Genomic DNA, 25,668 nt, shown 5'->3' on the forward strand with positions numbered 1-25,668 from the left:
CAGCCGCGTGGGTCGCTTCCACACGCTGCTCTATCAAGTGTCGCCCCGCAAAAGGGTGGCCGTGATAGCTCCGCTATCAGGGCGGCGAAGCCGTCGGAGAATGCCGTTTGGCACGGGTGAAAATACAACCCTGCTTCGTCTTCCCCTTAAATGACGTCGCTCACCAATAAGTCGTCTATTCCCGTTCTCCCACGGCTGCGCCGTCCCGAAAGAATCTTTCGGGGCCACCCCGGAGGAACGCCATCCGGTTAACTACTCCACCACCTCGGTGCGAATCCAGCATGAGGGATGTTGTTCCAGTCCGATGTGCGGATAGAACGTAACCGCCTTTGGGGCGGCCAGGAGGATCAGTTTCGTATGGCGGCCCGCTCGGTCGTGAATTCGATTGAGAATCTCGGTGCCGATGCCGTGTCCCTGCCAGTCGACGTCGACAGCCAGGTCGGCCAGATACGTGCAGACGGCGAAGTCCGACAGCGCCCGGCCGATGCCGACCAGTTGTCCGCTCTCGGTGCGGGCTCCAACCAGAATGTCGGCCTTCCGGAGCATTCCTTCCATAATTTCGCGACGCTCGATCGGTCGCCGCTCGGCAAGTGTGGAACGTTGCAGAACGTCGATAAACTCATCGACATTCAGATTGGTCTCTTCGTGGTAGGTCAATTTCATCGGGGGGGATTCTGCAGCCCGTCGCACAGGTCGCGGACGTTCTTGTAAAACATTTCGGACGTAATCACCGCTTCGCGGGATGCTTTTCGGTAACCCTTCATCGGACCCGGTTCTGTCCACGCGCCCCGATCATCGAGAGAGCTGACGATCTCGTTCAGACGGCTCGCGGATGGACGACGAACACGCTCTCCCGGCTTTCGGGCTTTCTGGACCAGTTCGTACAATCGTTCGAGCTTTTCGATCTGGGAAGAAATCTTGAAGCCGTAATGCGTTGGCAGATTGGCATCGCTGCTGGTCAGGTTGTATCTGCCATCCTCGACCACGAAATAGAGCGGCTGGTTCGTCTTCAATTCGTAGAAACGGGCCAGTTGGCCATCGTCAAGCAGCGACTTTTTCAGCCACGCCAGAGCGCCGGGGACCGGTTCAAGATACTTCTCCTCGCCGGTCCATTCGTAGAGCGTTATCAGCGATTCCAGCGTTTCCTGCGTTTCATCGCTGGCGATTGAGGGGGGCTCGAACTTGCGATCCCAGACCGGGTGCATCTGTTCGTTGTACTGCTGTGCCCACGCCGGTTGAGGCTCGGGCATCCGGGCCAGCAACAGAAAGTCGCCGGTCTTCTTTGCCGACTCCAGATAGCGCGAATCCTGATAGTGCTTCGACGCGAGCAGCATCGTGTCGATCATGTTGCCGCTAACGTTGTCGTTCAGGTAATACTTGCCAGTCCAGTCATTCAGCCAGACGCGGCTCCACTCCGATGGATACGAGGCGGCGAGAACGGGATACTCGGGCCAGACCGGATTGCGGGGATGCCGGTCCCAGTTCTGAGCCCAGCCGCCGTTCGGGTGCTGAGCCAGCAGCAGAGAATCCAGAGCAAAGCGGACGGCATCGTGAATCTCCGTATTGCGGAAATTCAGAGCCGCGTCGAGTTCAATCAGAAACCGCACGGCTGCCGGGGTTGTGTCATCATCGAGCGTGGTGATGTTCGTCTTGTTCTTCCGGGAAGAACTGATGCGGAAACCGACATTGTCGCGGTAGCCCCACTTCTTCCGCTCTTCCGGATCAAACGTGATGGAGTAGAACCACCCGCCGGAATGAAGTTGCCCGGAAACGAGCGCTTCGCCCGTTTTGAGAGCTTCCTCGAGATACTTGCGGTCGCCCGTCACTTCATAGACGCGCAGCAGGCTCGATCCGATCGACGGGGTTCCGTACGGCTGGACCCAGACCACATCGGCCGGCGTCTCGGCTTCTCCCTCACTCAGTTTCAGATCGTTGCTGTATCGCCAGACGTAGCCGCCGTGCTTGGAACAGTTCTCAATATAGAAGTCCGCCGCCTTCTTCAACGTCGTGATCATCTCGTCCTGGCTCGGTTGAGCCGCGGCGGAAGCGGAGAACATGAGAACAGCCAGCAGGCCAGTCACGGAGGGAAGCAGACGCATACTGAGCGATCCTTGAAAGCGAATCATCAGACAGGGAGCCGAACGCATCAACACCATACCATGGGAGGGATCTGTTCCTGAAGCCTCGGCAGGCCACGATTGATGATTCCCGGCCGGATTGTTACGGTTTCGCTGCCTCCATTCACCACGCTGCACGGGCGCCTTGTCCACACTCGGGCGGCCATGGAAGCGACCGTTCAACATCGGATCAAGAGGATTCCACAGAGTTCTTCTCTGTGCCATCCGGGGACTTTACCTACCGTTCACACTCCCAGCTGAAACCATTTTCCTATGAATGCCATCCGGACCCGATTTGCTCCCAGCCCGACCGGTTACATGCACATCGGCGGCATGCGAACCGCTCTGTTCAACTGGCTGTACGCCCGCCGGCATCAGGGGACGTTCATTCTGCGGATCGACGATACCGATCAGGCTCGCAATGTCGAAAGCGCCCTCGGACCGATTCTGCAGGCGTTTCGCTGGCTCGAACTCGGCTGGGATGAAGGTCCGGAAGTCGGCGGCGATTTTGGCCCCTATTTTCAGTCGCAGCGGAATGAACTCTATACCGCGGCCTGCCAGAAGCTGGTCGAACAGCGGCTCGCCTTCTACGACTTCACTCCGCCGGAACGGGCGAAAGCCGAACGGGAAGCCGCCGAGAAAGAAAAGCGGAACTACATCAACAACCGCGACGATCTCGAACTGAGTTCGGCTGACGTCCAGTCGAAGATCGACGCGGGTGAGAATTACGTCATTCGCTTCGTCGTTCCCCGCGAGACCGGCGAGAAGATTGTGATTGACGACGAAGTCCGCGGACGTGTCGAGTTCGATCCGACGACGATGCCCGACCCGGTCATCATGCGAGGCAACGGCACGCCACTGTATAACTTCGCTACGGTGGTCGACGATGCCGCGATGCAGATTTCGCATGTCATTCGAGCCGAAGAGCATCTCTCGAATACGCCCGTGCAGGCTCTGCTGTTCGACGCCCTTGGCTACACTCGTCCGACGTTCGCTCACATTCCGTACGTGGCCGCCCCCGGCACCAAGGAAAAGATGAGCAAGCGGAAGCTGGAACAGTATCGGAAGAACCCGAAGTTCAAGATGCTCTTCCAGCACGGCGATTTTATCTTCCCGCTGCTCGGCCTGAAGCAGGAACTCGGCCTCGACCCGGTGATGGTCGAATACTACGAGAAGATCGGCTACCTGCCGGACGCCGTGTTCAACGCCCTGGCGCGCATCGGCTGGTCGCTCGATGATCAGTCGGAAATCATGAGCCGCGAGACGATCATCAACAATTTCTCGCTCGATCGCGTGGTGAAGTCGCCGGCCGGCTTTGACCCCGACAAACTGCTCAGCTTCCAGTCGCACTGGATGAACGAAGTTCCGCTCAGCGAGAAGGCGAGCCGCTGCCTTCCATATCTCACGGCGGCTGATTACATGTCGGAACGGGAGGATGTTGTCGGCAAGGACTATGTCGAGAAGGTCATCACCGCTGTCGGCGATCGACTTGTCCTGTTCAGCGATATCCTGAAGTACGACGAGTTCTTCACAGCGGATTCTGAACTGACCTACGACGACAAAGCGTTCAAGAAGCGAGTTCTGAAGAATGAAGACGCCATCCGGCTGTTGCGGGATCTGGCTGAGGCACTGAAAACCTCGTCGGCGTCGACCGCTGAGGAATTCGATAAGTTCGTGCACGACTGGGTTGAGCAGAACGAAATCCAGATCGGCCAGATCATCCACGCCCTCCGCGTGGCGGTTACCGGAAAGGGATCGGGCGTCGGGATGTTCGACGCTATGGCCATCCTCGGCTGCGAACGCTGCGTCGATCGCATCAATCGCTGCATCCACCAAGCCGCCAACTCCGATTCTCAATCGTGAGCCAGCCTTCTACAATACGCCTGCGAACCGGCCGAAGGAATCTGCGGTCGGTTTGAGTGAGAGACCATCCAGGGGTGCCGTGGCCCCGCACCCCGACCTATTCGGCAACGATCAACGTTTCCTGCAAGGATCTGCAGTATGTCCAAAGAGAACTCCAGCGCGGCCGAGGATGCTTCGAGCAAGCCGGTCGACTTCATTCGTGAGATCGTGGCTCGGGATGTGGCCGAGGGAACCCATGGTGGGCGCGTCCAGACCCGCTTTCCGCCCGAACCGAACGGCTATCTGCACATCGGGCACGCCAAGAGCATCTGCCTGAATTTCGGAATCGCCCAGGAGTTCGGCGGCAAGTGCAACCTGCGCTTCGACGATACCAACCCGTCCAAAGAAGAGACCGAATACGTCGATTCGATCAAGGACGATGTTCGCTGGCTCGGCTTTGAATGGGATCAGGAGTGTTACGCCAGCGATTACTTCGAGCAGTTGTACGAGTGGGCCGAAGAGCTGATCAAACAGGGGCTTGCTTACGTCGACAGCGGTACGCTGGACGAGATTCGCGAGCAGCGGGGCACGGTGAATGAGCCGGGTACGCCGAGCCCGTATCGGGATCGCAGCGTCGAAGAGAACCTCGATCTGTTCCGCCGAATGAAAGCGGGCGAGTTCCCGAACGGAGCACATGTGCTGCGGGCGAAGATCGATATGGCTGCCGGGAACATGAGCCTCCGCGATCCGATCATGTACCGCATCATGCACACGCCCCACCATCGCACGGGCGACAAGTGGTGCATCTATCCGATGTACGACTGGGCTCACGGGCAGTCCGATTCGATCGAAGAAGTGACCCACTCGATCTGCACCCTGGAGTTCGAGATTCATCGTCCGCTCTACGACTGGTACATCGCTCAGCTGGGGATCTTCCCGTCGCGGCAGTACGAGTTCGCCCGTTTGAACCTGACCTACACCGTGATGAGCAAACGGCGTCTGCTCGAACTGGTGCAGGGCAAGCACGTTCAAGGCTGGGACGATCCCCGGATGCCGACCCTGGCCGGGATTCGTCGCCGGGGTTATACGCCGGAAGCGATTCGCAACTTCTGCCGGACGATCGGCGTCACGAAGTATTCAGGAACGACGGATCTCTCCGTGCTCGAGAACTCGCTGCGGGATGACCTCAACACGCGAGCCGAACGCCGGATGGCGGTGCTCAATCCGCTCAAGGTGGTCATCACGAACTACCCCGAAGGCGAGAGCGAAGAACTCGACGCGGCCAACCATCCCGCTGATGAGTCGTTCGGAAAACGGAAGGTCCCTTTCGGCCGCGAACTCTACATCGAGCGCGACGACTTCATGGAAGATCCACCGAAGAAGTTCTTCCGTCTCGGACCGGGCCGCGAAGTTCGGCTCAGGTATGCCTATTTCGTTCGCTGCAACGAGGTCATCAAAGACGTCGACGGCAACGTGACCGAACTGCATTGCACCTACGACCCGGAAACCAAAGGGGGCAACGCTCCCGATGGCCGGAAGGTCAAGGCGACACTGCACTGGGTGCCGGTTGAACAGTCGATCGCCGCCGAAGTGCGGCTCTACGATCATCTGTTCCGTGTGGAGAATCCGTCTGATGTCCCGGAAGGGGGAGACTTCAAGGACAACCTCAACCCGGATTCTCTGCAGATCAACGAGAATGCCCGACTGGAGCCGTCGCTGGGCCAGGTCAACCCGGGTGACAAGTTCCAGTTCGAACGACTCGGCTACTTCTGCGTCGACACAACGAGCACGGCTGACAAGCCGGTCTTCAATCGCGCCGTCACGCTGAAAGACACCTGGCAGAAGGTGAAGTCAAAGGGTTAAACACAGACAGTTCTGTGTCTCGGTCGCGAGCTTGTTCTTCTGGGACGTCCTTCAACGTGAGTTCACTTCCAGCCTATGAAACCAGGCATTCTCATTACCGGCGGTCAGGGGCAACTCGGTTCGGAGTTGGCTCGCCGTCTTCCTGAGGCGAAGCCGCTCATGCGGGCCGAACTGGACATCACCCAGCCCGATCAGATCGAGGCAGCGTTCGATCGCGAACAGCCGCGGCTGATCATCAACTGTGCGGCTTACAACAAGGTCGATCTGGCCGAGACGGAACCGGTCGAAGCCTGGCAGGGGAATGCACTCGGACCGCGGAACCTCGCGCAGATCTGCCGCGACCGGGATTGCCGATTGATTCACATCAGCACCGACTTCGTATTTGCCGGCGACCGTGAACGCAGCACTCCGTTGCCGGAGAGTGAGCTTCCGAGACCGGTGAGCGTTTACGGCGCCACAAAGCTGGCCGGGGAGTATTTTGTCCGCTCGATCTGTCGAGACCGTCTCGTGATTCGGACATGCGGTCTCTATGGCGAGGGCGGGACCGGAAACTTTGTCCGCACCATGCTGCGGCTCGGTCGAGCCGGGAAACCGCTGCGAGTGGTCGATGATCAGATCTGTTCACCGACGTCAATTTCTGATCTGGCTGAAGCGATTCTGGCTCTGGAAGAAACGCAGGCGACCGGGCTGTTTCATGTCGTCAACTCCGGTGCAGTCAGCTGGTATGACTTCGCCACGATGATCTTCTCGACTGCAGGAATCGACGCCGATCTCTCGCCCGTTTCGAGTGAAGATTACGCTGCTCCCGCGGAACGACCTGCCTACAGTGTGCTCGCTTGTGGAAAGTACGAGCAGGCGACCGGCCGGAAGATGCGTTCCATCGAAGAGGCGCTTGGGGAGTATCTATCCGGGGAGACGGATTGACCGTCGGTGACCTGAAGGTCTATCCTCGGTGAGGAACGATGTCAGTCAACAGTAGTGAAAGTGGTATGAATCGTGTGCGGCATTGCGGGGTTTCTCACACAGCCGGGCACGCAGACCGTGGAGCACCTCACCTCCGTCGCGGGGGAGATGGCCGACGCGTTGCAGACCCGCGGTCCCGATGATGAGGGCGTCTGGTCCGACGCCGCGGCGGGAATCGCCCTCGGGCATCGACGGCTGTCGATTCTGGATCTGTCCGAGCAGGGGCATCAACCGATGCTCTCGGCCTGCGGCCGATTCGTGCTCGTTTACAACGGCGAGATCTACAACTCGCCGGCGATTCGGGCCGAACTCGAAAGCGAGGGAGCGAGGTTCCGCGGGCACTCCGATACCGAAGTGCTACTGGCGGCGATCTCAAAATGGGGTCTGCGTGAAACGCTGCCGAAGCTGATCGGCATGTTTGCCTTCGCCGTCTGGAATCGCCATGAGCGAAGGCTGACTCTGGTTCGCGATCGGATCGGGATCAAACCGGTTTACTATGGGCGAGTCGGGAATGATTTCGTCTTCGGGTCGGAACTGAAGAGCATCCGACGGCACCCCGCGTTTCAGAATTCCATCGATCCGTCAGCAGTCGCCTTGCTCATGCGTCACTGCTATATCCCGGCTCCGTACTCAATTTTCGACGGGATTCGCAAACTACCCCCCGGCTGTCTGCTCGAGATTGCGATCGAAGATGGGGCCGATCGTGTTGCGGATATCGATCAGCTTGAACCGGTTCGTTACTGGGATCTGCATGAAGTGATCCGTCGTGGATCGACGAACGGTTTCAGCGGTTCCTTTGACGAGGCGGTCGAGCGGCTCGATCAACTGCTGCGGGATGCGGTCGAACTGCGGATGCTGGCTGATGTTCCGGTCGGCGCGTTTCTTTCAGGCGGGATCGATTCCTCGCTGGTGGTGGCGATGATGCAGCGGCAGCGATCTCTGCCGGTCAAGACGTTCACGATCGGATTTGATGAACACGATTACGATGAAGCGCCCTACGCCCATCGAATCTCGGAGCATCTCGGAACCGAACATCACGAGTTATGCATCACGCCGAAAGATGCCCGTGATGTGATCGCTCAACTCGCCACTGTCTATGATGAACCGTTCGCCGATATGTCGCAAATTCCGACCTGCATTGTTTCGAGACTGGCTCGACGCGATGTCACGGTCTCGCTCTCGGGAGACGGCGGAGACGAACTGTTCGGCGGCTATAACCGATACGTCCATCTGGATGGGCTATGGGATCGACTGCAGCACGTGCCGGGGAGGAAGACGGCCGCGTCGCTTCTCGAAAAATTTGGGCGATATGCTCCGGAAACGTTTCAGCCGGAACGATTGCGGAAGATGGCCGAAGTCGGAAAAGTCGGAAGTCCGGAAGAGCTTTACGCCCAACTGCACCGCCATTGGATGCCGGGCGAGATCATGGCGGCCGAGGTGTCGGATCCGAGCCGGACGATTGGATTCGGAGCTCCGTTCGATCAACTCGAATTGCCGCGACTTAAATGGATGGCTCTCGACACGTTGACCTATCTGCCCGATGACATTCTGACCAAAGTCGATCGAGCCAGCATGCAGGTTTCACTGGAAGCCCGGGTCCCTTTGCTCGATCACCGCGTCGTCGAATTTGCCTGGTCACTGCCGGCGCATTATCGCTACGAGGGCGACAACGGCAAGAAGATTCTGCGGGCCGTGCTCGATCGCTATGTTCCATCCAAACTCGTCGATCGTCCGAAGGTCGGCTTCGGAATCCCGATTGGAGACTGGCTGCGTGGCTCCCTCCGGGAATGGGCGGAAGATCTGCTCAGCGATTCGAGCCTGAACGAACATGGCCTGCTGCAGAATCAGGTCGTGCGATCGACTTGGGAAGAGCACTGTTCCGGACGCCAGAATCTCCAGTATCCCCTCTGGGATATCCTGATGTTCCAGCAGTGGTATCGCGAGTGGATGTGAGCGGCACTCACCAGTGCGGCCACATGAGGCTTACGCGGATTCCGCCAGATCGCCAGAATTGGGACGGACGCCCGATTCCCACAGTTTGAACAGCTGGGATCCCTCAGTCGTCAGGCGATATTGAATTCCATCGCGGCGGTCGCCGAGTTCGACATCCAGAAAACCATAGGCGATGAGCAGGCCGTGTCCGTGAGATGACTGGTCGATCTGATCAGTCTCGTCCGCTTCGGCGAGGCTTCCAACCGAGGTGCGGCCATGCCAGGAGCTCTGAGCTTCGGCGGCGGCCTGTGCCCGGGCGTAAGCCTGGAGCAGGGCCAGACAATGGGGATGTTCTTCCAGCAATGTGAGGTCTTCGAAATTCATACTGCAAGGAATCGGCTGGCCTCGCCCGCAGGCCCACTTCGATTCCTTCACATCGCAAGGTCGATACAACCGGCTAACCGGCATAACCGTCAGAGTCTGCCACGCCGGTCAACGCTTTTTCAGGACCGCGACCCAGTCTTCTTCAAGTTCCGCAGGCGGTGGCCCAATCGATACCGTTCCGCCACCCTTGACAGACCGGCTGGACTGAATCGGTTCGCCGCCTGTTCGGGGGTTGTGCCAGACCACATCGAAGGTGGCCTGTTCCCGACTCAGATCGACCTGAATCGAGCCTCCTTTGCTGAGGTAGAGCACATAGAGCGATCCGTCTTTCGCCAGACAGTACGAATCCTTCGACCCCTGGATTCGCTCGTCGGCTGGGGTAAGTTCGTGCACGGGAACCGGCAGGCTGTCGAAAATCTTCAATGCAATCCGTCCGAAGTCCCAGGAGCGGGCGCGGCTGCGAAAGTCCTGACAAACCAGATCGTTTTCCGGCAACTTGTAGCCGAAGTAGTACATCACGCCGCCTCCGCCGGCCATCAGATTGCCCCACAGCGTCTTGCGGCGAATATCGTGCAGGTCGTATGAGACATTCTTCTCCACGGCGACGCCAGAATGCCCCTGATATCCGGGATCGGGTGGCACGCCGAGACCGGCCGGGTTCTGTTCATCGTTGCAGATGACCCAATGCTTCCCCGCCTCGCGGGATCGCCTCAGCCAGGTCTGTGTCCGCTCGTGGACTGCGGACCAGGAGTTCTGCAGAGAGAGGCCGCCAAGCGGTGTTTCTTCATTGAGGAACGGTTCATAGACCTGTTCCTGTTCGTTGGGGAATGTGTGCAGCACGATCAGATGATCATAAGGATCGATCTCAGCCAGATACTGGGCCATCGCCTTCTGCTGAGCGAAAGTCTGTGTGTTCTCTTCGCCGAGATTCCATTCCATGGCGAGCAGATAGCCGAACCGGCTGACGAGTTCCCGTAGATAGAGTTTGCGTTCGATCCCGGTGTCGCCGCCATCCAGAGCGGTCGGAACGTCTTTGGTGTTCCGGTTATGACCGGCGAAGACGTCGTCGTTTTCAGTCTCCTGAAGCTTGAAGTGCAGAAACAGCCCGCGCGATTGAGCATGGTCGAACACGATCCCCCACTGGTCGAGTTTGGAACAGTCAAAGTGGAGCGGCTGATCGCGAGCGACGAATGGCCAGACGTTGTCGCCATCTCCGCCGGCGTTGTATGTGAGAAACGAGAAGGCATTGCAACCGGCGTCGCTGAGATAGTTCAAGGCTCCGATCAATCCCTTGCCTCGATCCGACTTCCAGGTGGGATCGCCGGCGTTCCAGTCACGGCGATGCGGTTCCCAGTTCTTGAGCGGACCTTTTTTCGAGCGGGAAACGGTTCCATCGAAATCGCTGTAACCGAGCAATGTCTCCGGGGCATCGGGGCCGAACTTCAGGAAGGGAGCGCCGGTTTCCGCGTAGGTCAAATATCGCAGTTGGTTATGAATCAGCCGACCGCGAGCATAAGGACTGCCTTTTTCAGAGGAACTCTCGCTGAGGGTGAATTCGCCTTTCTGACCATGCAGAGGAGCGACAGGTTCCGTTTTCTCGCCTGTCTGAATGGCGGCGAGCCTGCCTTGAACGAACTCGACTTCCCAAGTCCAGCGTCCGGCGTGCGGAGCGGCGAAATGAGCCCGCCAGACATTCCCACGGTCAGCCGAAGTTTCCGCAGCGCGTCCATCAGCGGCGAAAAAACCGGGGACTTTGAACGTTGCGTCTGAGTCGGCATGACGGAAGGTCACGCTGAACCGGTAGTCGCGAAACGGGTTTGGCTCGGTATCAGTCTCGGAACACTCCGGGCCGGTGAATGATAACGTCAGCTTGTGCCAGGGCTCTTTCGTTCCTTCAATCCGAGCCTCCTGGGCGTCGGCGAAATGGGTTGCCGAGGTGAGCAACAAGACGGTCGAGAGAAGCAGTTGGGGAAACAGACAGCGCACCATTTCACAACCCTGGAAAGCGAAGCAGAACGGGAGACAGGAATCGGACAAAGTCGTGGCCGATCAGCCGGCGAGCACTCAGGACGAGGCTTTTTCGAGAGCGGCCATCGCCGCGGCGCGATCGTCATAGATCGTCCAGCGATGATCGAGCTGAGTCACATGCACCAGGTCGCGCACGAAAGGCTCAAGTCCGCAAAGGCAAAAGCTGCCGTCGCGTTTTTTCATCTCAGCAGCGATTCGTAAAACCGCTTCGACGAACAGAGAGTTCGTGTACTTCATTCCTGAGCAGTCGATAATAACGTGCTGACACTTGGCGTTATCGCCGTCGTTCAGATCGTTCTGCAGGACCTGTCGGAAATCAGTGGAATCGAAGCGAGTCTGTTCTGAAAAGTGAAGGATCAGAACATCGTTTTCACGAGAGATCGTGTATCGGATTGGCTGATTCATGATGAGACGCTCGTTAGCGAGGGGGAATTTTTGATCAGTTTAACCTGATTGCCGTGCTCGTTGAAATGAACTTCGTCCATAAATGAGCGCATCAGTAAAACTCCGCGTCCGCAGGGGCGCTCTGCGAAACCTTCAGCGAATGGGTCTGGCAGACTGTTCGGATCGAACCCCGGCCCCTGATCGCTGATGGTAATACTCAAGCCTTCCCGGAAACTGAGGTGAATCCGGACCTTTCTTTCGCAATAAGGCTTTTCACAACAGCGACGTTGAGCCAGTTTCTCGAAGGAGCTGATGTCCTGTTCCCGAAGTTTCGAACTGACTTCGAGGTTGCCGTGGTAGTAGGCGTTCGACAACGCCTCGTCGACGGCTGTTGTGATACGAAAGCAGTCGTTCTCAGAGAACATCTCCCGACATTCGAGAGCTTCCCGCAGTTCCTGAACGAATGCCGTGTGCAAAGCCCGGTCGTTTTCCAGGACGAACGTGACTTCGACCACACTGTTGAGCAGTTGCTTCTGATGGGACTTTTCGCGGGCCCGACCGAGCAGGCGGGAGACCACCGCGGAGAGATCGACCGCGAGTTGCTTTTTGGGGACGTAGCTGGCCGCTCCCTTCATCAGGGCTTCGGCGGCAATCTTCTCGCTGCCGGCAGCCGTCATCAGCACCACCGGAATGAGTGGGAAGCGGGACTGAGCTTCCATCACCAGTTCCAGGCCATTCATGTTGGGCATCTGGAGATCGGTGACGACAACGCTCGGATGATGCTCTGCGATGACCTTGAGCGCTTCCTGTCCATCGGATGCGGAAAGGATGGTTGTTTCGGGAATCTGTTTTTCGAGCAACAGAGCGGCACGTTTCAGGTCGAACAGAGAATCGTCGACCACCAGAATTGATGTCATGTGCTGCTCCAGGCAAACTCTGCAGAAGTACTGATCACAAGTCGTTTATATCTCCATGTCATGCGGTCGTCAACGACTTTCAGAAGGGGCTCTCTCAATCACCGACTTTTCAGCATCGGTCGTAATGATTCATGAGATGGAATGACGCGATTGCGGTGTCGCTGAGGGGCCCGTTGCGATTGATTATCGAATTCATCAGATTTTCCATGCATACGACGACGAAAACTGGTATGTTCTGGGGGCCTGTCTATTTGTCACTCCATTCTCCGGGGCAGTCGTATGGTGGTGTCTCTGCCACTTGACGAGTTTCTTGCAGCGCTCGATCACCCGCAATTGCTGGTGTGGATCGCGGACGCTGCGTCTGGCGAACTTGTCCAGGCGAACCGGACGGCACTCGATGTCTGGGGAGTGTCGCTGGGCAAACTGCAGGAACATTCTCTCTGGTGGGAACTGCTGATTCCTCAGGATGATCGTCCGATGTTTCGCCAGCATTATCAGGCGGCTGACGGAGAAGTGCATGGGACTCACCTGCAACTTGAGAACGGTCGCAGTCTTCAGCTGAATCAACAGATCAAGAAGATCGAGCTGGGCGAGAAGACCTATGTGGTCGGCACCGCATCCATCGTCGAAACAACGAGCGATTCCGAAACAATCGAGGACTCAGGCTTTCGCTCCGTCTTCGAACAGTTGCCCGTCTGCCTGCTGTTGAAGGATGCGGAAGGACGCCGGACCTACGCGAACGGTCAGTATCTCGCGATGCGGCAACTCGCTCTTGAGGAACTCATCGGCAAGACCGATCGAGATCTGTTCCGGCCGGAAATCGCTGAGAATTACGAGCGGGACGATCGGCACGTCCTCCAGACCGGAGAGGTTCTCAAGCATTGCGAGAAGGTGACCTATCCTGATGGTCGTGAAGGCTGGATCGAAACGATCAAAGCGCCAATTCTCGATGGCCGCGGCAATCCGAACGGGGTCCAGGTTCTCTTCTGGGATGTCACCGAACGTCGCAGGATTGAAGAAGCGTTCGCGCAGGAAAACTCCCTGATGCAGTCGCTGCTGACAAATATTCCCGACTCGATTTACTTCAAGGATCGAGAGAGTCGCTTTCTGCGAATCAACAAGAGCATGGCCGAGAAGTTTGGCCTCTCGTCTGCCGAGGAAGCCGTCGGATTGAGCGACAGCGATTTCTTCACGGCCGAACACGCCGGGGAGGCCCGGCAGGATGAACAGAGAATCCTTGAAACGGGCAAGCCGCTCGTGGCGCACGTGGAACGGGAAACCTGGGCCGATCGCCCCGATACGTGGTGTTCCACAACGAAGATGCCCCTGAGGAATGCGAAAGGAGAAGTCGTCGGAACGTTTGGGATTTCTCGCGACATTACCGATCTCGTTCTGGCGGAACATGCGCTGGAGCGGGAGCGCGATCTGATGCGGACGTTGATGGACGGTCTGCCCGATGTCATTTTCTTCAAGGATCGTCAGGGACGATTCACGAAAGGAAATCAGTCTCTCGCGCGATACTTCGGGATCGATCATCCCGATGAACTGATCGGCAAGACCGACTACGATTTCTCTCCGCCCGAGCTCGCCGCCAGCTTCCAGGAAGACGACCAGCGGGTGATGCGGAGCGGCGACAAGCTGATTGCCCGGGAGGAAGTGAACGAGGACAGCGACGGTAATGTCACGTACTTCCTCACCACCAAGGTGCCGATTCGGAATCCCGAAGGGGAAGTCATCGGTCTGGTCGGGATCGGACGGGATATTACCGGTCTGAAGAAGGCGCAGCTGGAGCTGACCAAAGCTCGCGATATCGCCGACGCCGCGAACCGGGCCAAGAGCGATTTCCTCGCCAACATGAGTCACGAGATCCGAACACCGATGAACGCCGTGATCGGCATGACCGAGTTGTTGCAGGATACCAAGCTGGACGATTCCCAGCGGGAGTATCTGCGGATGGTTCGCGAGTCCGGCGAAGTCCTCCTCGAACTCATTAACGACATTCTCGACTTCTCCAAAATCGAAGCAGGCAAGTTCACGCTGGATTGCATTCCCTTCGATCTGCACGAAACGCTTGGCGACACGATGAAGTCAATCGCCGTGAGAGCGCATCGAAAAAAGCTTGAGCTGGCATTCCACATCTCTCCGGATGTTCCTCGCGGCATCATTGGCGATCCGGCTCGCCTGCGGCAGATTCTGGTCAATCTCGTGGGGAACGCGATCAAGTTCACCGAGAAGGGCGAAGTGCTTGTCGACGTCACGGCGGAAGAGCAGGGGGCGACGACGAGAGTCAACTTCTGTGTTCGTGATACCGGGATCGGCATTCCGGAGAATAAGCAGAAGTATATCTTCGAAGCCTTCGAACAGGTCGACGCATCGACGACGCGTCGTTTCGGAGGCACCGGTCTGGGGCTGGCCATTACATCACGGCTTGTGGCGCTGATGGGCGGAGAGATTGATCTTCGCAGTGAGCCCGGCAGCGGGAGCACGTTTACATTCTCCGTCGATTTCGAGCTGGCCGGCGAATTCGAGAGCCGGGGCATGCGGGCAACTCCGGAACGACTGATCGGCATGCCCGTGCTGATTGTCGATGACAATGCGACGAACCGGCGGATCGTCGAGGAAATGCTCCGCGTCCGCGGGATGCAGCCGCACGTCGTCTCGAGTGCTGCCGAAGCCTACTGGGCGATTAAGGATGGGCCGAAGTACGGTCAGGAATTCCCGTTGATTCTGACCGATGTCAACATGCCGGACGTCGACGGGTTCACGCTGATTGACCGGATTCGAGAAACAAAAGACATCACTCAGCCCATCATTATGGTTCTCACATCCGGAGACCGGCCAGGCGACTTTGCCCGCTGTGCGGAGCTCGGTGTATCGGCTCATTTGATGAAACCGGTCAAGCAGTCCGAATTGCTCGATGCCATCGGACAGGCACTGGGAATCACGCATCTGCTCGAACAGCCGGTTCCGCTGGAACAGAACAATAACCGGATGCCGTCGCTGAGAATCCTTGTGGCCGAAGATGCCTACGCCAATCAGGTGCTGGCTCGCGGACTGCTGGAGAAGTGGTCACACACAGTGACGATCGCATCCAATGGCAGGCAGGCACTTGAAGAGCTCGGAAAAGCTCCCTACGACCTCATCCTCATGGATGTGCAAATGCCGGAAATGGATGGTATCGAAGCAACCGCCCAGATTCGCAGCTGTCAGGCGGCCGGTCAATTCTCGCATTTGCCACGGAATCCGATTCCCATCGTGGCCATGACGGCTCACGCGATCAAAGGGGATCGGGAACGCTGTCTGGCGGGGGGAATGGACGGATATGTGTCCAAGCCCATTCGCACGGCCGAATTGCGCGAGGCCATTTTTCAGTGTTTTCCCGCACAGGAGCTGCTCGAAACCGGGTCGGATTCTGAGGATCCTACCCCGGAGATTTCCGGTTTTCAGCAGTTCTCTCTCGAAGAGGCCCTCAAGACCGTCGACGGGGATGAAGACCTGCTTAAGCTGATTATCAAGGCTTTTCTTGAAGAATGCCCGCAGCACCAGCGAGATCTGGCGGAGTCGCTCTCGACCGGCGACGCCGAGACGACCAGACGGCTGACGCATCTTATCAAAGGCGTCTGCAGCAGCCTGGGAGCGGAGACGGCCCGCGAAATCGCCAGTGAAATGGAACAGCGATGTATCGGTGGACAGGCCGAAACCTGTTGCGAAATGCTTGCTCGACTTAACGGAGCTCTGGAAGATCTGCGGGCTGAGTTAGAGGCTTATCTTGAATTGCATTAGATCGTGCCGAAGAATATTCAGTGAATTGGAGCAGTTTCCCTTAAGGTCCAGCCGTTCCATCTGCGTAGAATGCAGCGATTCAGGCGAGATTCGCTTCGACGTGGACACACGGTAGAACGCTCCGATCTGAGGGCGGTTCGAGTCCGGAATTTCCAGGCTCTCCCGCAAGGCAAAGTTTGAAGGTTCATTACGGCATCGTCGCAGCCGCGACGTTGATGAAGACGATAATGTACGGCGAATTGATTCCTGTTGCCGGCGGCAAGCCAGTCATTCTGAATCGCGAACTCATCGTGATCGGACGTCATCCCACCTGCAATCTACGCATTGATCGCGACCGGATCGCAGACTTCCACTGCCAGTTGCTCTGGGACGACGGTTTCTGGTACTTCGAACCGCTTGAGCACGACAAAGTCGGCGTCGACGACCAGATCATTCGGCAGAAGACGGTCGTGATGCCTGGAAGTCTCGTCAACGTGGGACGATTCCGGCTGCGACTACAGTATTCTTCTCCGCTGCTGGCGGATCGCGAAGAGCCTTCGTCCAGTCCCAAACTGGCCGATTACATTCACCCGGCTGACACGGCTGTGTGTGATGCGGGCGCCACGCAGAAGGTGCCGATTTCGTCCGGTGAAATCGATGTCGACCAGGCTCCGCCCAACGGCAATCTCATTCCCGCTGGCGGCGGCGATCCAATCGAACTCAGAAAGCGATCGATCCTCATCGGACGAAAGCCAAATTGCGATCTCCAGATCAATAACGGCAAAGTCTCTGGAGAGCACTGCGAACTGACCTGGGAACGGGGGCACTGGCGGATCAAAGACCTGGGCAGCACGAACGGAGTGAAGATTAACCACGGTCCGGTCGAGCAGGAATGGGTTTTCCCTGACGACGTGATCTCGATCGGCGTCCTTCGGTATACGATCAGTTACACGGCCATCGGCGAGGCTCCTGTGGAACAGAAACAGACCTTCGCGAAGAGCCTGCTTGAAAAAGCCGGCCTGGAAAAGCTGGCGGGGGAGAACGCGCCAAAGTGGCTCGAAGAAGACGACGAATTCAAACGTGAGCGATATCAACTGGAGTAGAACGCTGCGCATTTTCTGAAGGAGCGGCCGACTCTGACCTTGTGTGCTTGAGGGAAAAGTGATGGCGAAGATTCTCGTTGTAGACGATTCCAAGGCCGACAGAACACTCGTGGAAGGTCTGCTCACGCGGACGGGTGCGCACGAGGTGATCCAGGCGGGCAATGGGGTGGAAGCTCTCTCCCGTATGCAGTCCGCGTTTCCGGATCTCGTCCTGACCGACCTGCACATGCCTCAGATGACCGGCATCGAACTGGTGCGGGCGCTTCGGTTCGATCATCCCGAAATTCCCGTCATTCTGATGACCGGCCAGGGAAGTGAAGAAGTCGCGGCCGAGTCCCTCAAAGCCGGTGCGGCCAGCTACATTCCCAAGCGGAGAATGTCAGAACATCTCCTCGAAATCGTGCAGCAGGTTCTCTGTACCGCACAGGGGCAGCAGTCCCGCGCTCATCTGATGCACTACATGGATGGAACGAAGACCCGGTTCCGCATTCCGAACGATCTGCGGGTGATTCGTCTCGCGGTCGACCTGTCTCTGAACATGTTGAGAAGCATGCGGCTGGCGGACGAAACCGAGCGGCTGCGTGTCGGCATCGGGCTCCGGGAAGCTCTGGAGAATGCCTGTTTCCGGGGGAATCTCGAAATGGATCAAACCGGTGGCAACAGCGGCACCCGGGAGGTCCTGATCAGTGAACGCCGTCATCAACGACCGTTCTGCGACCGGTGGATTAACTTCGAAATCCAGATCGATCGACAGTCGGCCCGATTCATCATCTCGGACGAAGGACCTGGCTTCGACGTCCAGCAGATGATGACCAACGCGGACGAGTCGATCGATCCCCGTTATCGCGGCCTCGTGCTCATGCATTCGGTCATGGATCATGTCGAATTCAATGAGACCGGAAATCAGGTCACGCTGATCAAGCACTGTGCTTCAACCGACGAAGAGATGATCTACAGCGAAGACCCGGAGCCGGCCGGGACGTAAACCGTTCGGTCAGTTGTTATCGGGCGTATTCATTCGATCGAGAACGGCCTGAAACTCGTCGCGCAGGCGGCTGGTCTCCACAGATCGACGCAACGGAAGCTGTTCGAGCGGATCGAGCCGGATATCGTACAGCCGGCCGTCGTCGTAAAGTTTGTAATGCCCGTCGTGCACCGACTGCGACCGGACAAACTTCTCTTTGTCCCAGCCCGGTGCCGGATCGAAATGACAGAATGTCCACTTCCGTGGAGTGTGCTTCTGTCCCAGCAGGAGTGGGTAGAAGCTGCGGCCATCCAGCTGCTGAGTGGGCTCGATCGGCTTCCCTGCAGCTGCGAGGAAAGTCGGCAGAAAGTCGGTGGAATCGACGAGAGTATCGCTGATTCCCGGCTCGATGGTGCCCGTCCAGCGTACGATCAACGGGACCTGCGTGCCGGCTCGGGTCATATCCCCTTTGCCGCCGGCGACGGTGCCAAAACTTGTGTCGGAAATGATCCGTTTGTCCGTCCCGTTGTCGCTGTAGTAGATAATCAGCGTTTCTTCCCCCAGGCCGGCGGCCTCAATGTGATCGACCAGTCGACCGACGACTTCGTCCATGTAGGAGACCATGTCGGGAAAGTACTTGTTGTCTCCGCCAGTCGTTCCGAGCGGGGGATGCATCTCACTTTCGATGCCCCATTCTTCGCTCCGCGGTGTCGGCACGAACGGCCAGTGAGGCAGACACATGGCGTAGTAGACGAAAAAGGGTTGGTCGCCGTCGGCTTCCCGGTCGATGAAATCTGAGATGAAGTCGACCCACAGGTCTTCGCCGTATTTCCCCTGCGTGTCTTTTCGGATCTTGCCATTTTCGTAAATGGTCGGGTCGGCGTAACGATGCCCTTTGTCTTCGGTATGTCCGGCATGCCATACGCTGTATTCGTCGAAGCCGGCGTCTTCGATTCTCATGCCGGTGCCGCGTCGCTGGTCCGCTCCCGGGTAATCGGGCGGGTCATAACTGTGGAGTTGCCACTTCCCGGCCATGCACGTTCGGTAACCAGCGGCCTGAAGTTCGTGACCGAACGTGCGGGCATTGGGATCCATGCAGCCGAAGTAGAGCCAGTTGCGATTGTTGTAGAGCCCGGTCATCAGCTGAATCCGGGTGTTCGTGCACAGTGGTTGAGCATATGCCTGGGTGAACCGCCTACCTTCGGCGGCCAGTTGATCCAGCCGTGGAGTGCGGTAGCTCGTGCCGCCGTAGCAGTTCAATCCTTCGACACCCAGATCGTCGGCCAGAATCAGGACGATATTGGGCGGACGTTTTCCAGCCGCCTCAGAAGAAGTGACCAGGCAAACAGCAAACAGGCAGAGGATTAGCAGTTGAAGACGCATATCGATTCCCAAGCTGGAGCACGTAAACGGCGGTCTCATTCTGTCCGTTGCCGAGGAGCGGGTCAAATCCGACCCGAAAAGCACCCAGTCCGTCGTGTCGAGCAATCTGCTCGACCGAGTAGCGACGTATGAGCGATAAAAGGCCTGCAAATGACCAACTTACTTCGCTGAAGCCCGCTACTCTTACGGAATCTGTTCTAGCCGGGATTCCTGGGAAGCGGTTCGAGGGTTTCCGAGCCACGGATGACTTTTTCAGTTGTGACGGTCCCGACCGGGACTATAACACAGAGTCCGTTGTGTCCTGCATGTCAACCGCCACTCTTCGGCGGTCGCTCGTTTCGCAGGCGAACCCTCCTCAGACGAGTATCAGGAATCATGATTTCAGATCTGGAACGTCAGCCCTCCGAGAAGCAGTCCGACATCCTGACGCCTGAAGGATGGATGAAGTCGGTTCTCGTCGGGGCGGGATTGTACAACGTGATCTGGGGGGCTGCGGTCGTTCTGTTTCCGGTAACGCTGCTGAACTGGCTCAGCCTCGATCCCATGTTGAACTATCCCGAGTTCTGGCAGGCGATCGGAATGATCGTTGGCGTTTACGGAATCGGGTATCTGATTGCCGCCTCGGACCCTTACCGTCACTGGCCGATCATTCTGGTCGGGTTACTGGGGAAAATCTTCGGTCCGATCGGATTCGCCAGCGCAATGATCAACGGTCGTCTGCCGTGGTCAGTTGGCTGGACAATCCTGACCAACGATCTGATCTGGGGTATTCCGTTCACGGTGATTCTCTGGCGAGCCGCCCGAGCCAATCAGGCCGAGTACTCGATGATCCGCATTCGGCCGAAACGCGATCAGTTCGATCCGATGACTCACGTCACGAGTCAGTTTGGACAGACGTTGCTGGAACTTTCACGGCGACGAAACGTACTGGTGGTGTTCCTCCGCCATTCCGGATGCACTTTCTGTCGACAGACGCTGGCTGATGTCGGACGTCTGCGTGGGGAAATCGAAGCGGCCGGAACCACGATCGCCCTCGTGCACATGGGGCAGCAGGAGCCGGACGATCTGCTCGAAAAGAACAATCTGAGCGACGTTCACTGCTTTCGCGATCCGTACTGCAAGCTTTACGAGTCGTTCGGGTTGCGGATCGGCGACTTCACCCAGCTGTTTGGTGCCAAAGTACTCTGGGCCGGAATGCAGGCCTTCGCGGCGGGGCATCGTATTGGGCGATTGAATGGCAACGGCTTCCGAATGCCAGGCGTCTTCCTGCTTCGCGATGGCCAAGTGCTGAAGAGCTATCGCCACGCTTCGGTTGCCGATCGGCCGGAGTATCTGTTGCTGGCCAGCGGCGTCGAACAGGACACACCGGGGCACCCCAACTCCTCGACCGCTTCCGCCTCTCGTTGACCGGAAAAGAAATATTCGCGACTGCTTCGCCTATTCTGGTCGGAACAGTCTCAGCGGTTGGCCGTCGCCTCCGTTTCGAAGACCGCTCGATCGCTGAGCCAGTCTTCGCGGCTGTAATGGATGATCGAGGTATCAGTTTCCTGAATGTCGAGCCGTTCGAGCCGAAAGCCGAGATCGGTGATTTCGGTGAACAGGACGTAGGCAAGATTCTCCACGCTGGTCGGTCGCGGCATTACTTTGAGCCGCAGGCATTCGCCCGTCCGTTCCATATGCCCCTGCAGGGTTTCGTAGAGCGGATCGTTCTCGTGGATCAGCATGGAATGATCGTAGTTGTCCTTGAGCAGTGGCTCGACGAGACGATCGAAGTCGCCGAATAGCGTTGAAATCGCTCCGTCCCGTTCGACCTCGAAGTGACAGATCACTCCGTAGCGATGCCCGTGAATATTGCTGCATTTGTCGGGCAGCTCTTCGTTACGATGAGCCGCGTAGAACTTGTAGCTCTTTTGAATAATCATCGGGAAGGTCTTCAGCGATTGATCAGGGACATGACTTCCGCACGGCTCGCTTCGTTGTTCTTGAAGCGACCGCGAAGCGCACTGGTGACCGTGGCACTGCCAGCCTTGCGGACGCCGCGAATCGACATGCAGGAATGCTCGGCTTCCAAGACGACGGCAACGCCGACGGCTCCGAGCTCTTTCTCAACCAGGTCGGCAATCGTCTGTGTCATCCGTTCCTGAACCTGCGGACGGCGGGCCACTTCTTCGACGACACGGGCGAGCTTGCTGAGCCCGGTCACCTTCCCTTTGGGGAGATATGCGACATGTGCCACACCGGTAAACGGCAGCAGATGGTGTTCGCACATGCTGGAAAAGTTGATGTCCCGCACGAGAACCATTTCATCATAGTCCTCAGGAAACGTCACCCGGAGATGGCGGGCCGGATCGACTGAGAGCCCCGAAAACATTTCGGCGTACATGCGGGCGACACGCGCGGGCGTATTCAACAGGCCCGGCCGATCGGGATCCTCGCCGACAGCTGTGAGAATGGTTCGGACAGCATCCTCAATGGCAGCGAGATCGACGGGTGATTCCACAGCTGGCGATTCCTGGACATCAACATCTTCGTAAATTGGATTCATATGGCAGTGGGCGCTTTGAAAAGAAGAACTCCGAGAATTCCCGAATATCCGGTCAACCAGCGTATTATAAGCAGCTCTCGAAAAGAAACCGATAGAAAAGAGCACGCTGGTGCTTTTCTACGGACTTGCCGCCCTGCAGGCAAGCGGGAGAATCTGCACGGCCTGGAACGACACTTCCGCCAGAGCGAAAAACTGGGGGCCGGAATCGACGCAGACTGCGTGGCAACAGGGCTCAAATTCCCTGGGTTTCGGGATTCAGCTCTCCGAAACACTGTTTTAGCTTCTTTAAAGCCGAGACCTGAATCTGGCGAACGCGTTCGCTGGAAATTCCCAGCTCCTGAGCCAGCTCAGCCAGGGTTTTTCCTGAGCCGCCCTCTTCGAGGGAAAATCGCTGCCGAATCACACTCTGCTCTCGGAAATCGAGACAGCGATCCATGTGATCGAAGATCCTGCGAGCCGCCAGGTCCGGTGCGACAAGCTCCTCGGCGAACTCAATCTCATCGCTGGCGGCGCCAGCAATGATGCTTTCATGCTCGGAATGAGACACCATCTGCCGCTTCCGGTTCCGCTTGATGAAGCGGTAGAAGTGCCGCTGGATCGAATTCGTGGCGTAGGTGCTGAATCGGAACCCACGCTGATAGTCGAATTTGTCGATCGCACCGAGCAGGATCACGTTCGCTTCGCTGACGAAGTCATCGAAATCGGAGTTATTGGTGGCAAAACTCCGGGCCAGAGACAGCGTCAGCCGATAGCTGCACCGGGCCAGCTGGTTCCGCACGCTGCGGGCATCGATCAGGTGTTCTTCGACTTCCTGCAGCTGATCCTCGCTCAATTTTGGTTGATCCAGTAATTGCGCGGCTCGATAACGCAGGTAGTTCAGCTTGCGGAACAGAAACGCTTCGCCCGATGGAGAAAGCAGCGGGTACTCAGTTCCCAGTTCCGATTCCCCGTCGTCCGGGGCATACATCGGGTCGGGGTTCCGGTAAAGCGTGGCCGCGTCGTAGGACAGCTCAGCGAATTCGGCGCTGGCGATATAGGAGACGAGCGGCGTCGGCGAATCTCTCGCGCCCGCAGGCGGATTCTGCGCAGTCGCACCGACAGGTGTGTCAGCCGGGATCCGGCGATCAGCAAGCATTGAGACTTCAGAGACCATTTCGGTTCCGTCCAGCAAGCGTGACAGGCATTCTCCCCAGTATAAGAGAAGCAGTGAGGCCGGCCAGAGAAAAACGGTCAAATCGGCCAAAATGTCCCACCTGAGTCATTCCGGCCTCAGCGGCGGATTCGGCGAGCCGCCCGCCGGCCGATGGGGCGGAGCCAGGATTGCCCTTTCGGCACGGCGTTCTGCGGCTCGTCGCTATCTTTGGGGCACAGTCCCCGTTACTCTCTGCGACTGTTCGATACCTCTCTTCCGTCTGGCTGAACTCCCTGCGATGAAGTTTTTTCCGAATCTCGCCCTGCTGGCTCTGCTGCTGACATCCTTTTCGACCGAAGTCGGAGCGCAAACCGGGGAGACGGAACGGGCTGAGCCGATTCCGATTCGAGCGGATGTGAACGAGCCGATCGAGCTTTCGCCGACAGAGCTGACTCACCGCCGCAATCTGCTGATTGGCTACAGTGCCGCGATTATCCTTGCCTCCATGCTGGGGGGATACTTGCCGTCGAAAGTCAAGCTGACGCACACCCGCCTGCAGTTGCTGATGAGCTTCGTGGGAGGGCTGATGCTCGGCGTGGCACTGTTCCACCTGTTGCTCCATGCGATTATCGACAGCCCCCGGGAAGATATGCCTCAGGTGATGACCGGCGTCGGGCTCGGCATCATGCTGATGTTCCTGCTTCTGCGAGCGTTTCACTTCCACCAGCACGATCTCTCCGCTGAATCGGTCGCGGCTCCGGAAATCCTGCCCGAACTGGGATGTGTTCCTCCCTCAACTCACGATCATGCCCACGACCATGGTCATGCCCATCAGCACGGCCATGCTCATGCTGCGGCCGCTCCGTCACGGCGGCGTTTTTCGTGGATCGGAATTGCCTTGGGGCTCGGGCTTCATTCGGTGATGGACGGGGTGGCCCTGGCGGCCAGCTGCCTGCGAACGCCATCTTCCGGCGGCGAAGCGGCATTGTGGGGCCTGGGAACATTTCTGGCTGTTCTGCTGCACAAACCGCTCGATGCGGTCTCAATTACAACGGTCATGGCCGCGACCGGCTGGAAACGCTCTGTCTGCACGACGGTGAACATCTCCTTCGCCGTGATGTGTCCGGTCGGAGCGGCTCTCGCCTGGTGGGGATTACTGGGAACTCACAGCCACGTGCTGCTGATCTCTTATCTGCTGGCATTCTCGGCCGGAGTCTTCCTGTGCATCTCGCTCAGCGACCTGCTGCCGGAAATGCAGTTTCACGCCCACAATCAGTGGGGGTTGACTCTCTCCCTGTTCGCCGGATTACTTCTGGCGTGGGGGCTGATGTTCCTGGAACCCGTGCATTCTCTGTGAACGACTGCCGATTCTGCCGGAGTGCCCGGAATTGCCTCGGGTTTGCAGCGAATCCGGATACCCATTAAATTTCAGGAGTTACGGGACACGCAGGGACGCGTACGCGTGGTCTGACCTCCAGTGCTGACCCTCTCTTTTTTCTGTCGTCGGATGGAACGATGCCTCGATTGACCCAATCGGATCTAAGCAATCTCAATCACAATTTCGAAGAGCGCACGCCCCAGGAACTGATTCGCTGGGCGGCGATGACCTTTGGCGATCGCGTGACGGCTCTTTCGGCCATGCAGCAGTCGGGCAATGTGATCGCTCATATGATCTCGGAACTGCGGCTGAAGATCCCCGTGCTTTTCGTCGACACCGGCGTGATGTTCCAGGAAACACTGGAAACACGCGATCGGCTGGCCTCGGAATACGGGCTCGAAATTCGCACACTCACTCCCGAACTGACCATGTCGGAGCAGACCGAAAAGTATGGGGTGCTCTACCTGTCGCCAGATGGGCAGGAGAAGTGCTGCCATATGCGAAAGGTGGAGCCGCTACAGCAGATTGCTGGTCAGTACAGCGGCATCGTGAGCAGCCTGCGTCGAGCCGATGGAGGCCGCCGCGGCAACAATCCGATCCTGACCATCGATGTTGAGATGAATGCCATCCGGATTAATCCGCTGGCCAACTTCACCGACGAGCAGATGCAGCATTACATCGAACAGCACAAGGTAATTACCAATCCGCTGCACGCTCAGGGCTATGCCACGATCGGCTGCAACCGCTGCACCACGCCGGTCATGCCGGGTGAGCCCAAGCGAGCCGGCCGCTGGCGACATCTCGGGCCCTGGTCGATGTACTGCGGCATCAATCCGACCGACGTCAACGACCCCACTCACAACTACATCGAGCTTCCTCAGGAGGAAGTCGACCGCATTCTGGGAATCGAGAACGACTTCATGATCTGATCCTCGCCTGCTTCGGCAGCCGCGATGGCAATCGCTTGTCCG

At 57.8% G+C, this 25,668-nt stretch carries 20 protein-coding genes; 10 read left to right on the top strand and 10 right to left on the bottom strand.

What is annotated here, in order from left to right; all coding sequences use genetic code 11:
- Window positions 1-252 precede the first annotated feature (252 nt).
- Both L1A08_RS01235 and L1A08_RS01240 read right to left on the bottom strand, forming a co-directional pair.
- The gene (locus tag L1A08_RS01235) at window positions 253-663 is read right to left on the bottom strand and encodes a GNAT family N-acetyltransferase (RefSeq protein WP_238753324.1); all 411 of its coding nucleotides are present in this window, start codon (window positions 661-663) and stop codon (window positions 253-255) included.
- Complete coding sequence (locus L1A08_RS01240) at window positions 660-2,099, bottom strand: pectate lyase (protein WP_238753326.1); 1,440 nt, start codon at window positions 2,097-2,099, stop codon at window positions 660-662. The genes L1A08_RS01235 and L1A08_RS01240 overlap by 4 nt, the downstream gene beginning before the upstream one ends.
- Window positions 2,100-2,390: 291 nt before the next feature.
- On the opposite strand from L1A08_RS01240, the gene gltX reads away from it, so the two are divergent.
- From gltX to asnB, 4 genes are all read left to right on the top strand, one after another.
- A complete protein-coding gene (gene gltX, locus L1A08_RS01245; RefSeq protein ID WP_238753328.1) occupies window positions 2,391-3,980 on the top strand; it encodes a glutamate--tRNA ligase in 1,590 nt (529 codons plus the stop codon).
- Between the two features lie 138 nt (window positions 3,981-4,118).
- A complete protein-coding gene (locus L1A08_RS01250) occupies window positions 4,119-5,822 on the top strand; it encodes a glutamine--tRNA ligase/YqeY domain fusion protein (RefSeq protein ID WP_238753330.1) in 1,704 nt (567 codons plus the stop codon).
- 75 nt (window positions 5,823-5,897) lie between these two features.
- On the top strand, window positions 5,898-6,746 hold the full coding sequence (gene rfbD / locus L1A08_RS01255; RefSeq protein ID WP_238753332.1) for a dTDP-4-dehydrorhamnose reductase: 849 nt from the start codon (window positions 5,898-5,900) through the stop codon (window positions 6,744-6,746).
- Window positions 6,747-6,818: 72 nt separating this feature from the next.
- Window positions 6,819-8,738, top strand: coding sequence for an asparagine synthase (glutamine-hydrolyzing) (asnB, locus tag L1A08_RS01260; protein WP_238753334.1), 1,920 nt, complete (start codon window positions 6,819-6,821; stop codon window positions 8,736-8,738).
- Window positions 8,739-8,768: 30 nt separating this feature from the next.
- On the opposite strand, the gene L1A08_RS01265 is transcribed toward asnB, so the two are convergent.
- The 4 genes from L1A08_RS01265 to L1A08_RS01280 all read right to left on the bottom strand — a co-directional run bounded on the left by L1A08_RS01265 (window position 8,769) and on the right by L1A08_RS01280 (window position 12,430).
- Window positions 8,769-9,101 carry a hypothetical protein gene (locus tag L1A08_RS01265; protein WP_238753336.1) on the bottom strand — a complete coding sequence of 111 codons (333 nt, stop codon included), beginning with the start codon at window positions 9,099-9,101 and terminating at the stop codon, window positions 8,769-8,771.
- A 108-nt stretch (window positions 9,102-9,209) separates the two neighbouring features.
- The gene (locus L1A08_RS01270) at window positions 9,210-11,090 is read right to left on the bottom strand and encodes a DUF5060 domain-containing protein (protein ID WP_238753339.1); all 1,881 of its coding nucleotides are present in this window, start codon (window positions 11,088-11,090) and stop codon (window positions 9,210-9,212) included.
- A 75-nt stretch (window positions 11,091-11,165) separates the two neighbouring features.
- Window positions 11,166-11,534, bottom strand: coding sequence for an STAS domain-containing protein (locus L1A08_RS01275; protein WP_238753341.1), 369 nt, complete (start codon window positions 11,532-11,534; stop codon window positions 11,166-11,168).
- Complete coding sequence (locus L1A08_RS01280) at window positions 11,531-12,430, bottom strand: response regulator (RefSeq protein WP_238753343.1); 900 nt, start codon at window positions 12,428-12,430, stop codon at window positions 11,531-11,533. Before L1A08_RS01280 ends, L1A08_RS01275 begins: the two co-directional genes overlap by 4 nt.
- Before the next feature lie 279 nt (window positions 12,431-12,709).
- On the opposite strand from L1A08_RS01280, the gene L1A08_RS01285 reads away from it, so the two are divergent.
- The 3 genes from L1A08_RS01285 to L1A08_RS01295 all read left to right on the top strand — a co-directional run bounded on the left by L1A08_RS01285 (window position 12,710) and on the right by L1A08_RS01295 (window position 18,280).
- A complete protein-coding gene (locus tag L1A08_RS01285; RefSeq protein ID WP_238753345.1) occupies window positions 12,710-16,213 on the top strand; it encodes a PAS domain-containing protein in 3,504 nt (1,167 codons plus the stop codon).
- A 176-nt stretch (window positions 16,214-16,389) separates the two neighbouring features.
- A complete protein-coding gene (locus L1A08_RS01290) occupies window positions 16,390-17,295 on the top strand; it encodes an FHA domain-containing protein (RefSeq protein WP_238753347.1) in 906 nt (301 codons plus the stop codon).
- A 61-nt stretch (window positions 17,296-17,356) separates the two neighbouring features.
- Window positions 17,357-18,280 (top strand): ATP-binding response regulator, encoded by a 924-nt coding sequence (locus L1A08_RS01295; protein ID WP_238753349.1) that lies wholly within the window; start codon window positions 17,357-17,359, stop codon window positions 18,278-18,280.
- A 9-nt stretch (window positions 18,281-18,289) separates the two neighbouring features.
- Here L1A08_RS01295 and L1A08_RS01300 read toward each other — a convergent pair whose 3' ends face one another.
- Window positions 18,290-19,642 (bottom strand): sulfatase-like hydrolase/transferase, encoded by a 1,353-nt coding sequence (locus tag L1A08_RS01300; RefSeq protein ID WP_238753351.1) that lies wholly within the window; start codon window positions 19,640-19,642, stop codon window positions 18,290-18,292.
- A gap of 375 nt (window positions 19,643-20,017) precedes the next feature.
- On the opposite strand from L1A08_RS01300, the gene L1A08_RS01305 reads away from it, so the two are divergent.
- A complete protein-coding gene (locus L1A08_RS01305; RefSeq protein ID WP_238753353.1) occupies window positions 20,018-21,049 on the top strand; it encodes a SelL-related redox protein in 1,032 nt (343 codons plus the stop codon).
- 50 nt (window positions 21,050-21,099) lie between these two features.
- Here L1A08_RS01305 and L1A08_RS01310 read toward each other — a convergent pair whose 3' ends face one another.
- The 3 genes from L1A08_RS01310 to L1A08_RS01320 all read right to left on the bottom strand — a co-directional run bounded on the left by L1A08_RS01310 (window position 21,100) and on the right by L1A08_RS01320 (window position 23,322).
- A complete protein-coding gene (locus tag L1A08_RS01310; RefSeq protein ID WP_238753355.1) occupies window positions 21,100-21,564 on the bottom strand; it encodes a 6-pyruvoyl trahydropterin synthase family protein in 465 nt (154 codons plus the stop codon).
- 11 nt (window positions 21,565-21,575) lie between these two features.
- A complete protein-coding gene (gene folE, locus L1A08_RS01315) occupies window positions 21,576-22,187 on the bottom strand; it encodes a GTP cyclohydrolase I FolE (protein ID WP_238753357.1) in 612 nt (203 codons plus the stop codon).
- Between the two features lie 232 nt (window positions 22,188-22,419).
- A complete protein-coding gene (locus L1A08_RS01320; protein WP_238753358.1) occupies window positions 22,420-23,322 on the bottom strand; it encodes a sigma-70 family RNA polymerase sigma factor in 903 nt (300 codons plus the stop codon).
- A gap of 295 nt (window positions 23,323-23,617) precedes the next feature.
- On the opposite strand from L1A08_RS01320, the gene L1A08_RS01325 reads away from it, so the two are divergent.
- Both L1A08_RS01325 and L1A08_RS01330 read left to right on the top strand, forming a co-directional pair.
- A complete protein-coding gene (locus L1A08_RS01325; RefSeq protein WP_238753359.1) occupies window positions 23,618-24,676 on the top strand; it encodes a ZIP family metal transporter in 1,059 nt (352 codons plus the stop codon).
- Window positions 24,677-24,834: 158 nt separating this feature from the next.
- Window positions 24,835-25,626 (top strand): phosphoadenylyl-sulfate reductase, encoded by a 792-nt coding sequence (locus L1A08_RS01330; protein WP_238753360.1) that lies wholly within the window; start codon window positions 24,835-24,837, stop codon window positions 25,624-25,626.
- The last annotated feature ends 42 nt before the right edge of the window (window positions 25,627-25,668 follow it).

Source organism: Rubinisphaera margarita (assembly GCF_022267515.1).
Classification (GTDB): domain Bacteria; phylum Planctomycetota; class Planctomycetia; order Planctomycetales; family Planctomycetaceae; genus Rubinisphaera; species Rubinisphaera margarita.